At 63.5% G+C, this 12,275-nt stretch carries 14 protein-coding genes; 11 read left to right on the top strand and 3 right to left on the bottom strand.

Annotated elements, in window-relative coordinates; all coding sequences use genetic code 11:
• Positions 1-48 precede the first annotated feature (48 nt).
• The 3 genes from C442_RS14845 to C442_RS14835 are packed head-to-tail and all read left to right on the top strand — an operon-like array spanning position 49 to position 2,056.
• Positions 49-285, top strand: a complete 237-nt coding sequence (locus tag C442_RS14845; protein WP_008311828.1) for a sulfurtransferase TusA family protein — start codon at positions 49-51, stop codon at positions 283-285.
• The gene (locus C442_RS14840; RefSeq protein WP_008311826.1) at positions 282-1,427 is read left to right on the top strand and encodes an NAD(P)/FAD-dependent oxidoreductase; all 1,146 of its coding nucleotides are present in this window, start codon (positions 282-284) and stop codon (positions 1,425-1,427) included. Before C442_RS14845 ends, C442_RS14840 begins: the two co-directional genes overlap by 4 nt.
• A 2-nt stretch (positions 1,428-1,429) precedes the next feature.
• On the top strand, positions 1,430-2,056 hold the full coding sequence (locus tag C442_RS14835; protein WP_008311825.1) for a DUF1641 domain-containing protein: 627 nt from the start codon (positions 1,430-1,432) through the stop codon (positions 2,054-2,056).
• A gap of 36 nt (positions 2,057-2,092) precedes the next feature.
• On the opposite strand, the gene C442_RS14830 is transcribed toward C442_RS14835, so the two are convergent.
• Positions 2,093-2,665 (bottom strand): DsrE/DsrF/DrsH-like family protein, encoded by a 573-nt coding sequence (locus C442_RS14830; protein ID WP_008311823.1) that lies wholly within the window; start codon positions 2,663-2,665, stop codon positions 2,093-2,095.
• Between the two features lie 2 nt (positions 2,666-2,667).
• Positions 2,668-2,913 carry a sulfurtransferase TusA family protein gene (locus C442_RS14825; RefSeq protein ID WP_008311821.1) on the bottom strand — a complete coding sequence of 82 codons (246 nt, stop codon included), beginning with the start codon at positions 2,911-2,913 and terminating at the stop codon, positions 2,668-2,670.
• Between the two features lie 248 nt (positions 2,914-3,161).
• On the opposite strand from C442_RS14825, the gene C442_RS14820 reads away from it, so the two are divergent.
• The 8 genes from C442_RS14820 to C442_RS14785 all read left to right on the top strand — a co-directional run bounded on the left by C442_RS14820 (position 3,162) and on the right by C442_RS14785 (position 9,489).
• The gene (locus tag C442_RS14820) at positions 3,162-4,355 is read left to right on the top strand and encodes an MBL fold metallo-hydrolase (protein ID WP_008311819.1); all 1,194 of its coding nucleotides are present in this window, start codon (positions 3,162-3,164) and stop codon (positions 4,353-4,355) included.
• An 8-nt stretch (positions 4,356-4,363) separates the two neighbouring features.
• Entirely contained in the window at positions 4,364-4,855 is a 492-nt protein-coding gene (locus C442_RS14815; protein WP_008311818.1) for a YeeE/YedE family protein, read from the top strand.
• A 66-nt stretch (positions 4,856-4,921) separates the two neighbouring features.
• Positions 4,922-5,383 carry a YeeE/YedE family protein gene (locus tag C442_RS14810; protein ID WP_008311815.1) on the top strand — a complete coding sequence of 154 codons (462 nt, stop codon included), beginning with the start codon at positions 4,922-4,924 and terminating at the stop codon, positions 5,381-5,383.
• A 143-nt stretch (positions 5,384-5,526) separates the two neighbouring features.
• A complete protein-coding gene (locus C442_RS14805) occupies positions 5,527-5,931 on the top strand; it encodes a helix-turn-helix domain-containing protein (RefSeq protein ID WP_008311813.1) in 405 nt (134 codons plus the stop codon).
• A 160-nt stretch (positions 5,932-6,091) separates the two neighbouring features.
• Positions 6,092-6,451, top strand: coding sequence for a thioredoxin (gene trxA / locus C442_RS14800; RefSeq protein WP_008311811.1), 360 nt, complete (start codon positions 6,092-6,094; stop codon positions 6,449-6,451).
• Positions 6,452-6,592: 141 nt separating this feature from the next.
• Positions 6,593-6,949 carry a DsrE family protein gene (locus C442_RS14795; protein WP_008311809.1) on the top strand — a complete coding sequence of 119 codons (357 nt, stop codon included), beginning with the start codon at positions 6,593-6,595 and terminating at the stop codon, positions 6,947-6,949.
• 149 nt (positions 6,950-7,098) lie between these two features.
• On the top strand, positions 7,099-7,884 hold the full coding sequence (locus tag C442_RS14790) for a sulfite exporter TauE/SafE family protein (protein WP_008311807.1): 786 nt from the start codon (positions 7,099-7,101) through the stop codon (positions 7,882-7,884).
• A gap of 180 nt (positions 7,885-8,064) precedes the next feature.
• A complete protein-coding gene (locus C442_RS14785; protein WP_008311805.1) occupies positions 8,065-9,489 on the top strand; it encodes an FAD-dependent oxidoreductase in 1,425 nt (474 codons plus the stop codon).
• Positions 9,490-9,651: 162 nt separating this feature from the next.
• On the opposite strand, the gene C442_RS14780 is transcribed toward C442_RS14785, so the two are convergent.
• Positions 9,652-12,237 (bottom strand): calcium-translocating P-type ATPase, PMCA-type, encoded by a 2,586-nt coding sequence (locus C442_RS14780; RefSeq protein WP_008311803.1) that lies wholly within the window; start codon positions 12,235-12,237, stop codon positions 9,652-9,654.
• Positions 12,238-12,275 lie beyond the last annotated feature (38 nt).

The raw sequence follows: 12,275 nt of genomic DNA, 5'->3' as shown, positions 1-12,275 counted from the left end.
GCACAATACTAATACAGGTGAACCCCAACTAACTCCTGTGAGACTCCCATGACTGACATCGAACCCGACGAAACCGTCGACGCCCGAGGCGCGGCCTGTCCCGGTCCGCTGATGGACCTCATCGGACAGATCCGAGATGCCGAAGCCGGTGACGTGGTTCGGCTCCTGAGCGACACCGACCAGTCACTCACCGACGTTCCGGAGTGGGCCGAAGAGGCCGGCAACGAACTGCTCGCTATCGAGGAGCTCGACGACCACAACGCGTTCTACGTGGAGAAAGCATGACCGAGCACGTCGTCATCGTCGGTGGTGGGACCGGTGGCACCGTCCTCGCGAACGACCTCGCCGACCGACTGGACCCTGAACTTGACGCCGGCGACGTCCGAATCACGCTGGTCAACGACGGGCCTGACCACGTGTACAAGCCGGTCTGGCTGTACGTGCCGTTCGGACAACGTGAACCGGACGACGGTCGGCGACCGCTCGACGAGCTCGTCGGCGACGCCGTCGACCTTCGAATCGACCGCGTGACCGAAATCGACACCGAAGCCCAGCGACTGCAGTTCGACGGCACTGCCCCGTCAGTCGGCTACGACTACCTCGTGCTGGCGACCGGGTCGACGCTAGAGCCCGAACAGATTCCTGGCCTCGCGGACGGCGGGCACGATTACTACAGCGAGTCGGGCTCGACCGCCCTCCGTGACGAACTGCTTGGGTTCACCGAGGGGCACCTCGTGTTGAGCGTCATCAGCTCGCCGCATATGTGTCCGGCGGCACCACTGGAGTTCGTCTTCATGGCCGACGACTGGTTCCGCGAGCGCGGGCTCCGCGACGAGGTCGACATCACCTACACGTACCCGATCCAGCGCGTCCACGGCAACCCCCAGATCGCCGAGTGGGCCCGGCCGATTATGGACGAACGCGACATCGAGGCCGAGACGTTCTTCAACGCCGAGGCGGTCGACCCGGACTCGGAGACGCTCGTCTCGATGGAGGGGACCGAACTCGACTACGACCTCCTCGTGACGATTCCGCCCCACGGCGGTATCGACCTCATCGAGGAGGCGGGGCTTGGCGACGACGGCTGGGTCGACGTCGACAAGCACACGCTCGAAGCCGAAGCCGCCGAGAACGTCTACGCGCTCGGCGACACCGCCGACACCGGCGTCCCGAACGCGGGCAGCGTCGCCCACTACCAGGCCGGCGTCGTCGGCCAGCGCCTCGCCAGTGAAATCCGCGGCCGTCCGGCGACAGCGACCTACGACGGGAAGACACTGTGTTTCATCGAAACGGGGATGCACGCGGCGTCGTTCGTCGAGTTCGACTACGAGAACCAGCCGTCGCCGGCACCGCCCTCGGAGAAGCTCCACTGGTCGAAGCTGGCGTACAACGAGTCCTACTGGCTCACCGCACGGGGGTTGCTCTGACCATGTCCGGAGAGCAGGTCTCCGAGCAGACCGATCTCGAAGCGGCGATCCAGCAGAACCCCGAAGCCGTCGCCGAGTTCGTCGAACATCTCGACGCCGTCAACGAACTCCTGGACGTCCTCTCGCTGGGCGAGAGTGCGCTCTCCGACGAGATGGTGCGTGAGCTCTCTGCCACGGGCTCGACGCTCGCCGAGTCCGCAGACGGGCTTGCGACCGACGAGACCGTCGCCCTGGCCGAGACCGTCGGTGAGAACGGCGACGAGTTGCAGGACGCGCTCGAAACCCTGCTCGCGCTCCAGCGAAGCGGCACGCTCGACGAACTGGCCGAACTCGCCGAAGTCGGCTCGCTGGCGACCGCCGCGCTCGACGACGAGATGGTCACGTCGCTGGCCGGTACTGGTGCCGCGCTCGGCGAAGTCGCACAGACGGCTGCGGACGACGACACCCGCGACGGTATCGAGACGCTACTGGCGAGCCTCGGTGAAGCGGAGCGCGAACCGGCCGAGCCGGTCGGTCCCGTCGGATTGCTTCGCGGGCTACGCGACCCGGACGTTCAGTACGGGCTCGGTTACTTGCTGGCGCTTGCCGGCGCAGTCGGCCGTGAGCGCGCCGAGGAAAAGACAGAATAGTTGTCCGCCGCAGCTACCTGTACGCGATTAGTCGTTTCAAACGAGAAGTTGGATATCGGCGTCAGCCATATCCTGAAGCGCTGTCGCAGCGCCGACGCCCGTGGTGACGCCGTCGTAGAAGTCGTCCTCGTCGTAGTCCATCAGATCGATGGTCATCTGACAGGCCTGGAACTCCACACCCATGTCGAGGCTCGTCTCCAGCAGCTCCTCGATGGTGGCGGTGTCGTTGTTCGCGATGCGCTTTTCCATCATCTTCGTCGTTACGCGGTCCATGCCGGGAATCGCGGCGACCGCGTTCGGCATCGGCATGTTCGGGTTCCCGACGGAGCTCAGTTTGAGGTTTTTCGAACGCTCCTCGTGGAGGATATCTAACCCCCAGAACGTGTGGAAGACGGTCACCTCGTAGCCGAACGCAGCGGCGGTGCTGGCGAGGATGAGCGGCGGGTACGCCATGTCCAGCGTCCCCTTCGTCGCGATGATGCTCATCTTCTTCGTGTCGTCCTCACTGGTAGCCTCCGCGAGCGCGTCTTCCAGCTCGTCCACGCGAGCGGCCAGTTCCGCACGCGAGGGCGTGTCGTCGGACGGCGCGTCTGGTGTGTCCGTGCTCATCGTTACTCCGTCTTGCGGACGTAGTGCTTGTACACGTCGTCGCCCTCTTCCTGGTCGACGAGTTCGACGCCCGCAGTGCCGGCGGCCCAGCCGTCGATGTCGCTCATACTCCCGGGGTCGGTCGCCAGCACTTCGAGGACGTCACCCTCGGCGAGGTCGTCGATAGCCGACTTCGTCTTCACCACTGGCATGGGACACGATGCACCTTTCACGTCGAGCGTCTCCGCGATATCGAATTCAGCGTTCATTGGTTATTCGCTCCGTTGAGTTGTCTTGGAGCTAACGCACAATACCGCCCGTCCAAGTAAAAGATTGTCGATTCTTGTAAGTTCAGCAAACAACTACTGATCAGATTTCCGGCCTCAAGTGCCCTAATATGCTAATTCAGGCTATATTTAATTTACTCGTGGGTTTATTTGGCCAATAGTATTGTTTAGAATGTGGATTACTATGCAAATGCTTTTGTGCGTCCGCCCGGTAGAAACGAGTGCACAAAATGAACGCTGACGACTTTCCGACGCCGGACGCCGACGTAGAAACGACCGATCCGGAATCGCTCAAAGACCGCATCGACGCCGGTGAGAACGTGACGCTTCTCGACGCGCGTATGCAATCGGACTACGACGAGTGGCGTATCGACGGTGCGAACGTCACCTCGCTCAACATCCCGTACTTCGAGTTCCTCGAGGACGACATCGACGGCGACGTCCTCGCTCAGATCCCCGACGACCACGAAGTGACTGTCCTGTGTGCGAAAGGCGGAGCAAGCGAGTACGTCGCGGGCACGCTCGCGGAACACGGCTACGACGTCAACCATCTCGAAGACGGCATGAACGGATGGGCGAGCATCTACGAGGCCGTCGAAGTCGAACGCTACGACGGCGCCGGCACGCTCCTCCAGTACCAGCGCCCGTCCTCGGGCTGTCTCGGCTACTTCCTCTATCACGACGGCGAAGCCGCTATCATCGACCCGCTGCGGGCGTTCACCGACCGCTACCTCGACGACGCCGCTGAACTCGGTGTCGACCTGCAGTACGCCCTCGATACGCACATCCACGCCGACCACATCTCCGGTGTTCGTAACCTCGACGCTGAGGGCGTCGAGGGCGTCATCCCGGAGGCCGCTGTCGACCGCGGCGTCACCTATGCTGACGACCTGACGACCACCGAAGACGGCGACACGTTCCAGGTCGGCGACGCGACTATCGAGACAGTCTCCACGCCCGGCCATACGACCGGAATGACCTCTTATCTCGTCGACGGAAGCCTGCTCGTGACCGGTGACGGGCTCTTCATCGAGAGCGTCGCTCGCCCCGACCTCGAAGAGGGCGACGAGGGCGCGCCTGAAGCCGCGCGTATGCTCTACGAGTCGCTTCAAGAGCGCGTGCTGACCCTGCCCGACGACACGCTGGTCGGCGGCGCGCACTTCAGCGACGCGGCCGAACCCGCCGAGGACGGCACATTTACCGCCCCAATCGGTGCGCTCGTCGAAGAGATGGACGCGCTCACCGTGGACAAGGACGCGTTCGTCGAGCTCGTCCTCTCGGATATGCCGCCGCGGCCGGCCAACTACGAGGAGATTATCGCGACGAACCTCGGGCAGAACGCCGTCGACGACGAGGAAGCATTCACCCTGGAACTCGGGCCGAACAACTGCGCCGCTAGCCAGGAATCCCTTGCGGGTGACTAACGACGCCAATGGTGATTGAGGCACTTCCACTGCAGGCAACCGCCGAACTGTTTCCGAACGGCATCAGTCGCTACGCCGTCGGTGGCTTGCTGGTGGGGCTCGGGACTGTCGTCATCTACCTCGGAACCGGCATCAGCGCCGGCGCGAGCACGTTTTTGGAGTCGACGCTGTCGTACGTCTCGGACCGGTCCCGGTTCCAGCAGTACGTCAGCTCCCGTGACTGGCGCGTCGTGTTCACGCTCGGCATCATCCTCGGGGCGGCCGTGTACGCGGCCGTCTATCAGGGCGGCGCGTGGACCACGGACGTCCAGCCGTGGCGACTCCTCCTCGGCGGGGTATTCGTCGGCATCGGGACACGCGTCGGCAAGGGCTGCACGTCAGGCCACGGCGTCTGTGGCGTCGGCTCGGCGTCGAAAACGTCGATCGCCGGCGTCCTGACGTTCCTCGCCGTCGCCATCATCACCGCACAACTGGTTTCGGCACTGGGGGTGAGTCCGTGAGCTGCGAGACACGAGCGGAGCAAGAGTCTGAAGCGAGCGACCGGGAGCGACCGGGGGGAGCGACACATGAGTGACGACCGCCACCCCGCGTTCATGCCGCTGATTCTCGTCGGCGGGCTCATCTTCGGGTTCGGACTCGCGTACAGCCACATGGCGCGCCCGGAAGTCGTCCTTGACTTCCTCCAATTCGAGGACTTCGGGCTGGTGTTCGTGATGTTCGGCGGCGCTGCCGTGACAGGGGTGGTCTTCGTTCTCGCACCCCGCCTCCTCGGCCGCGCGCCACTGACCGGAGACACCTTCGAACGGCGTCTGAAGTCCTTCGACCGGAACGTCCTGGTCGGCGGTGCCATCTTCGGCGTCGGCTGGGGACTGTCCGGTATCTGTCCGGGGGCCGCCTACGCGAGCCTCGGTATCGGTAACGTCACCATCCTCTGGGCGCTCGCCGGGATGTTTCTCGGCGCATATCTCCAGGGCTACTGGCGCACCCGGAGCGAGACCCGCGATACAGCCGTGACGGGCGCAGACTAACCGTTCGCGGGCGTGTGTGTCGGCTGTGAGGTGAACGGCGTTGACCGCTCACTCGAGGGCAGTTTTTGCCGGATCGTGCATGCATTTGTGCGAACCGTACACAAGTCTTATTACCGCGTAGTGGCTACAGAACAGTGATAACGATGCCAGATTCGATGTCTGAACAACTCCGCCGGGATATGCAGTGTGAGGGGCTGTTAGAGTGTTTCCACGGGCTCAAAGAACTCGACAAGGAGTGCTTTCGAGCGCTCGTCGAGGCTGACGAACCACTGACCGTCGACGAACTCGCCGAGGCAGTCGACCGGGAGCGCTCGACCGCGTATCGCGCCGTCCAGCGACTCCTCCAGACGGGCTTTATCGAGAAAGACCAGATCAACTACGACCAGGGCGGCTACTACCACGTCTACTCGCCGACGGACCCGTCCCAGATCGCAGACGAGATGCAGCGCATGCTCAACGACTGGTACGCGAAGATGGGCCAACTGATTCAGGAGTTCGAGAACAAGTACGAACAGTCCGAGTCCTCGGCTCCGACTGTCGAGAGCTAACACCGCCGTTCTCTCTATCACACGCTGTCGCGTCCGAGCCGAGCCGATTTCTGCGCCTGCGCGAATAGATATCCCGCTACCACTGGCTTGCAAATAGTGTTTCATAGTATTGTATATTTTGTGCAAACCTTTATTTGGCGCTGACGCGTATAGTCTGTTGATGGCAACTGATACTGCATCCGACGCCGGGACGACTACGACGGACGAACCGCTTCACATCGACGGAACGGACCATCTCGACGATGTCGTCGACAAGCACGACGTCGTCCTCACGGATTTCTATGCCGACTGGTGTGGCCCGTGCCAGATGCTCGAACCGATCGTCGAGACGCTGGCCGCAGAGACCGGCGCGACCGTCGCCAAAGTCGATGTCGACGCGAACCAGCAACTCGCACAGTCGTACGGCGTCCGGGGCGTGCCGACGCTCATCCTGTTCGCCAATGGCGAGCAGGTAGAGGAAGTCGTCGGCCTGGAAGGAGAAGAAGCGCTCCGAGCGCTCATCGAATCCTACGCTGAATAAGGCCATATCTGTAGACGATACCTCGTATGTCGACTCATTCACTTGCCGACTGGCACTAGTTAATAAACACTTGGTGCGAGTTCAGCGCCGTCGCACGCACCCATTCATAATATATTAGTGGGAGTGCTATTACGCTACGTAATGACGAAAGCAGCCATCATCATCCTCGCAGGGACAGAGGGACACGAGAATCTCGGCCGACTCGCAAACGGCCTCGAAGCCGCAAAGGAGTTCGCAGAGAACGACGAGGACGACCTCGAACTCATCTTCGACGGGGCCGGAACGCAGTGGATTCCGGAACTCGAAGACGAGGACAGCGACTACCACGAACTGTACCAGACCGTCAAAGAGGATACGGCCGTCTGTGACTACTGTTCCGGTGCGTTCGGCGTGGAAGACGCCGTCGCCGACTCCGGACTCGTCACGCTGGACGAGCACGACGGCCACCCGAGCATTCGCTCGCTCGTCGACGACGACTACGAAATCATCACGTTCTGATCCCGGCAGCAAACCGGTCACCTTCGAACCCACCGTGGCGAAACACGATGCGGCTTTATCCAGGGCCGTGTAAGTACTTCGCAAGAACCACTCCCCGGCCCGGAATCGGTTCCGGGCCGCCGTGGGAGTCGCACAGGACAAGATACCATATGATTCTGCCAGCCTCGTGGACAATGGTCGTGATAGTGACGGCCATCGTCCTTGTCGCTGGGGCGACAAACGGACTTGCTGGCTTCGGCTTCGCCGTCGTCGGGACGATGGCGCTTGCGACGGTCATCGACCCGGCGACCGCCGTCGTGTTCATGATTCTCCCTATCCTCGCAGTCAACGTTTCACTGGTTCGGGACCTCTCACGGCGTGAACTGCGTACCTGTAGCCAGCGGTTCGGACCGCTCATCGCTGCGGCGCTGGTCGGGACCGTTGTCGGGATGGCTGTACTCGACAGGCTCCCGGAAGCGCCGCTCCGTGTCGGACTCGGCCTGCTGACCCTGGGGTTTGTGGCGACCGCCCAGCAGCGGGTGCCGCTTCCCGGATGGGTGTCAGTGGGCAACAGCGACCTCGGGAAGACACCGCTTGCGATGGTCGGCATCGGCGGCGTTTCGGGGGCGCTGTTCGGCGGAACGAACGTCGGCGTCCAGCTCGTCGCGTATCTCCGGAGTTTCGACCTCTCGCACAGCGTGTTCGTCGGCGTCGTCGCGCTGGTGTTTCTGGGACTCAGCGTCACGCGGGTCGCTTTTGCCGGCGTCTTCGGGCTCTATCCCAGCGCGGTTGTCGCTGGAACGTCCGTTCTCGCAGCCGTGCCGGCCGTTGCCGGTGTCGCAGTCGGGAAGCGACTCAGGACCGCTGTCAGTGACCGGGTCCGTCGAGCCGCCGTGCTAGCCTTACTATCGATTATCGGCTTCAGACTGGTCGCCAGTGGTCTTGGAGTCGTGTGAAAGTTGGCTCAGCATGTCCTCAACCACGTTCAGCCGTAGATGCTGGTGACGGTCGACCATGGAGAGGGGACAGACCGACTGGCTGGTTCGAATCCGTCCCGGACACAATCGCTTCCAGTAGCCCACGCAGTTACCCGGACCTCACGCAATCATTAGTACCGCAGCGATACGAGGGTCTGTATGACGGACCCGTTCGTAGTCATCGGTGGCGACGCGGCCGGACTGAGCGCCGCGAGCAAGTTCACCCGTGAGGCACCGGACCGTGACGTGATTGTCTTCGAGAAAGGGGAGTGGGTATCCTATGCCCACTGCGGGACGCCCTACTACGTGAAAGGAACTGTCGAGCGGCTGACGGACCTTCTCTCGCTGTCGCCCGAGAAGGCGTCTGAGCGCGGTATCGACCTCCGCCGAAACCACGAAGTCGTCGGCGTGGACACCGACGCAGAAACGGTCACCGTCGCCCACGACGGTGGGACGTTCAGCCAGCCATACAGCGACCTGCTGGTCGCGACGGGCGCACACGCGGTGACCGGGCCGATACCGGGGGCGGAACTCGACGGCGCGTTCACGATGCACGGTCTCGATTCGGCCGCCGCGGTCCGCGCCGCGCTTTCTGAGCCGGGCGACTCCGCCGTCGATACGAGTATCGAGTACGTCGATACAGCACTCGTCGAGAAGTACGCCGACTGGGAGCCACCGGAGCGAGTCGCTATCGTCGGCGGCGGCTACGTCGGTGTGGAGATGGCCGAGGCGTTCCGGGCCCACAACGTCGAGACCCATCTCTTCCAGCGGTCAGGCCACCTCCTGCCGCCGTTTGGGGAAGCAGTTGGCGAGCGCGTTGCCGATCACCTCCGGGAACAGGGCGTGACACTGCATCTGAACACCGCCGTCGAGGAACTCGTCGGCGACGAGGGCGGGCGCGTCGCGTCGGTCGCTCACGACGGCGGTATCACCGACGGAGACCTCGCGCTTGTCGGTATCGGCATCAAGCCGAACACCGCCATCGTCGAAGACACACCGGTCGAACTCGGGGCCTCCGGTGCGATAGCGGTCGACGAGTACGGTGCGACGAGTGTCGACGGCGTCTACGCCGCCGGGGACTGTGCCGAGGACAGCCACACCGTGACTGGCGAGCCTGACTGGGTCCCACTCGGACTGACCGCGAACCGGGCCGGTCGCGCAATCGGGCAGACCGTCGCCGGCGACCCCTCGCCCGTCGGAAACATCGCCGGGACAGCCGTCGTGAAGGCGTTCGACCTCGAATGCGGTCGCGTCGGCCTCCTCGACCACGAGCAGGCCAGCGCTAACGGCTTCGACCCGGTGTCGAAGACAGTCACGGCCGGCTCCCGGTCGGGGTACTACCCCGGCGGCGACGACACCGACGTGACGCTCGTCGCCGACCGGGAGAGCGGTCGCCTACTGGGCGGCGCAATCGTCGGGGAAGACCGGGCGGCGATACGTATCGACACGCTCGCGACGGCCATCGAGGGGGACATGACCATCGACGAACTCGAACGGCTGGACCTGGCGTACGCGCCGCCGTTCAGCCCCGTCTGGGACCCGGTGCTGGTCGCCGCCAAAGTGCTCAGCGGACAACTGGATTGAGAGCGGTACGGTAGACGGCTTTTCGAGAGGAGCGGCCCAACGATAGCCAATCACTCCGGGGCAAAGGGCCGCCCGGTCTCCGTCTGCAGGCGCACGCCTGGCGGAATCGGCAACGAGATGTGGAAACCCAGACCGAACGGCCGGTACTACCGGATCGGAGCGTCACAGGCGTTTCACACCGCTGGCGACAGCGAGGTACAGTGGCAAGGCGAGTAAGAGGATGCCGCCAATCAACCCCCAATCAGTGAGTCTGAGCGGGACCGTCCCGAAGTAGACGTTGAGGGGGGTGTACAGCACGGCGAGTTGCAGGAGTATCGACCCGCCTACTGCGGACGCCAGCCACCGATTCGACAGCGTCGGTGTCTCGCGGAGCCAGCGGATCACGTACAGCTTCTCGAATTCGAGGAACACGAACCCGGTGAATATCATCGTCATCGCGTACGGCGTGACTGCGGGTGCGCCGGCAAGCGTGACCAGTAGCAGGCCGAGCATCACAGTTGTCGAGATGACGCCTGTACCCCCGATGAGCGCGAGCATATCGTGGTCGACGATGCCGCGATCCGGGTCTCTGGGCGGTCGCTGCATCACGTCATCGCTTTTGGGGTCGGCCCCGAGCGCAAGCGCTGGCAGACCATCGGTCAGTAGATTAATCCACAGCAACTGGACCGCCGGCAGGACGAGGTAGCCAAAGAGCGAGGCGATAAAGACGATGGCGACTTCGGCCACGTTGGCACTCAGCAGATACCCGACGAACTTCCAGACGTTGTCGAAGATCGCCCGTCCCCGCTCGATTGCCCGCTCGATTGTCGCGTAGTTATCGTCCAACAAGATAACGTCGCTGGCCTGTTTGGCCACGTCAGTCCCGCGCACGCCCATCGCGACGCCGATATCGGCGTTTTTCAGCGCTGGTGCGTCGTTGACCCCATCGCCTGTCATTGCGACGGTGTGACCGTTCGCCTGTAGCGCCTGCAGAATCCGGACCTTGTGCTCCGGAGACGTGCGTGCGAACACGTCGACCGACTCGACACGGTCGCGGAGCGCTTCCTCGGAGCATTCCTCGACATCGCGGCCTTCCATCACGCGCTGCCCCAGACCGAGTTCTCCGGCGATGGCCGCGGCGGTCCGGACGTTGTCGCCGGTTACCATCTTGACGCCAACGCCTGCACGCTCGGTCGCCGCAATCGCGTCGGCGACCTCCTCGCGGGCCGGGTCGATCATGCCGACCAACCCGGCGAAGATCAGGTCGGCACTGACATCGTCGGCCTCGCCAGTTGTGTCGTTCCGTTCTACCACGGTGGTATCTTCCGTGTACGCCACTGCGAGCACCCTGAGCGCGTCGTCAGCGAACGCACCGACCTGCTCTCTGATCTGCTCGGCTCTGTCGGGCGTCAGGTCCGCCGGGCCGGTATCGGTGAGGACGCGGGAGCACTTCGAGAGGATTACTTCGGGTGCGCCTTTCACATAGACCGTGTCATCGTGAACAGTGCCCATCCACTTGCGCTCCGACGAGAACGGAATCTCGTCCGTTCTCGGGTGCTCTTCGCGGAGGCGTTCGACGTCGATTCCGGACTCGTCAGCCGCCATGACGATGGCCTGCTCCGTCGGGTCCCCCGCTTCGAGCGTCGCATCGCTACACAGTGTCCCGGCGCGGAGCACCGTGGCAACGCGGTCCGGCAGGGGTTCACCCTCTATTTCGTCACTGTCGACGACAGCGTCGTTGACCCAGATCCGACTGACTGACATTCGCCCCTCGGTCAGTGTCCCGGTCTTGTCGGTGCAGATGACATCGACGGAGCCCAGCGCCTCGACGGCGGGCAAGCGCCGCACGAGAGCGTTCTCGTCGGCCATTTTCCGGACACCGAGGGCCAGCGTTAGCGTCACAACCGCCGGGAGTCCCTCGGGGACCGCGGCCACAGCGAGCGAAATCGCGGTGAGTGCCGCCTGGATCAGTTCGGTCCCCCGGAAGACGAGGAGTGGAACCACGAGGGCAGCAAGTACCATCACGCCGATGCCGAGCGTCCGGCCTAACGTGTCGAGTTCCGTCTGCAGTGGTGTGTCAGTCTCCTCCGTTCCTGCGAGTTGGCGGGCTATGGCGCCGACCTCAGTGTCCATCCCGGTCGCCGTGAGGACGGCAACGCCCGAACCGCGCGTGACGTTGGTGCCCTTGTACACCATCGGTTCTCGCTCCGCGAGCGGTGCGTCGAGGTCCACCGGGTCGGTTCCCTTCGAGACCGGCGTGCTCTCTCCAGTGAGCGCCGCTTCGTCGACCTCCAGGGACTGACAGCCGATCAGTCGACCGTCGGCCGGAACGACGTCGCCGCTTTCCAGTTCGATAACGTCACCCGGGACGAGTTCAGTCGCGTCGACCTCGACGGACTGCCCCTCGCGTCTGACTGTCGCGGTTGGGGCGGTCAGTTCCCGCAAGGATTCGAGCGTCCCCTCTGCGCGGTAGTCCTGGACGAAGCCGAACAGGCCGTTCCCGACCACGATCACGGCTATCAGGACTGCGTCGACAGCGTGTCCCGCCCACACGGACAGTATCGCGGCCGCAACGAGAACCCAGATAAGGGCGCTGTCGAACTGGGCGATAGCGATGTCGAGTGGTGTCCGTTTGCTCCCCTGCGTTATCTCGTTCTCGCCGTGTCTGTCACGCCGCGTTCGGGCTTCCGACGCCGACAACCCATCAGATTCGCTGTCGAGCCCCGAAAGAGCGTCGGCAGTCGATTGTGTGTGGGCGGCTTCGGACATGGAGGGTACTCTACCGCTATGTTGATATGAGTTCGCCT

This window comes from Haloarcula amylolytica JCM 13557, from assembly GCF_000336615.1.
GTDB lineage: Archaea > Halobacteriota > Halobacteria > Halobacteriales > Haloarculaceae > Haloarcula > Haloarcula amylolytica.
This window is presented reverse-complemented; position numbering and strand designations above follow the sequence as displayed.

Coding starts and splice junctions, on each gene's coding strand:
- C442_RS14780 (WP_008311803.1), bottom strand. CDS start 12,237: ATGTCCGAAGCCGCCCACACACAATCGACTGCCGACGCTCTTTCGGGG.
- C442_RS14795 (WP_008311809.1), top strand. CDS start 6,593: ATGACGAAAGCAGCCATCATCATCCTCGCAGGGACAGAGGGACACGAG.
- trxA (WP_008311811.1), top strand. CDS start 6,092: ATGGCAACTGATACTGCATCCGACGCCGGGACGACTACGACGGACGAA.
- C442_RS14835 (WP_008311825.1), top strand. CDS start 1,430: ATGTCCGGAGAGCAGGTCTCCGAGCAGACCGATCTCGAAGCGGCGATC.
- C442_RS14825 (WP_008311821.1), bottom strand. CDS start 2,913: ATGAACGCTGAATTCGATATCGCGGAGACGCTCGACGTGAAAGGTGCA.
- C442_RS14815 (WP_008311818.1), top strand. CDS start 4,364: ATGGTGATTGAGGCACTTCCACTGCAGGCAACCGCCGAACTGTTTCCG.
- C442_RS14820 (WP_008311819.1), top strand. CDS start 3,162: ATGAACGCTGACGACTTTCCGACGCCGGACGCCGACGTAGAAACGACC.
- C442_RS14830 (WP_008311823.1), bottom strand. CDS start 2,665: ATGAGCACGGACACACCAGACGCGCCGTCCGACGACACGCCCTCGCGT.
- C442_RS14785 (WP_008311805.1), top strand. CDS start 8,065: ATGACGGACCCGTTCGTAGTCATCGGTGGCGACGCGGCCGGACTGAGC.
- C442_RS14840 (WP_008311826.1), top strand. CDS start 282: ATGACCGAGCACGTCGTCATCGTCGGTGGTGGGACCGGTGGCACCGTC.
- C442_RS14810 (WP_008311815.1), top strand. CDS start 4,922: ATGAGTGACGACCGCCACCCCGCGTTCATGCCGCTGATTCTCGTCGGC.
- C442_RS14790 (WP_008311807.1), top strand. CDS start 7,099: ATGATTCTGCCAGCCTCGTGGACAATGGTCGTGATAGTGACGGCCATC.
- C442_RS14845 (WP_008311828.1), top strand. CDS start 49: ATGACTGACATCGAACCCGACGAAACCGTCGACGCCCGAGGCGCGGCC.
- C442_RS14805 (WP_008311813.1), top strand. CDS start 5,527: ATGCCAGATTCGATGTCTGAACAACTCCGCCGGGATATGCAGTGTGAG.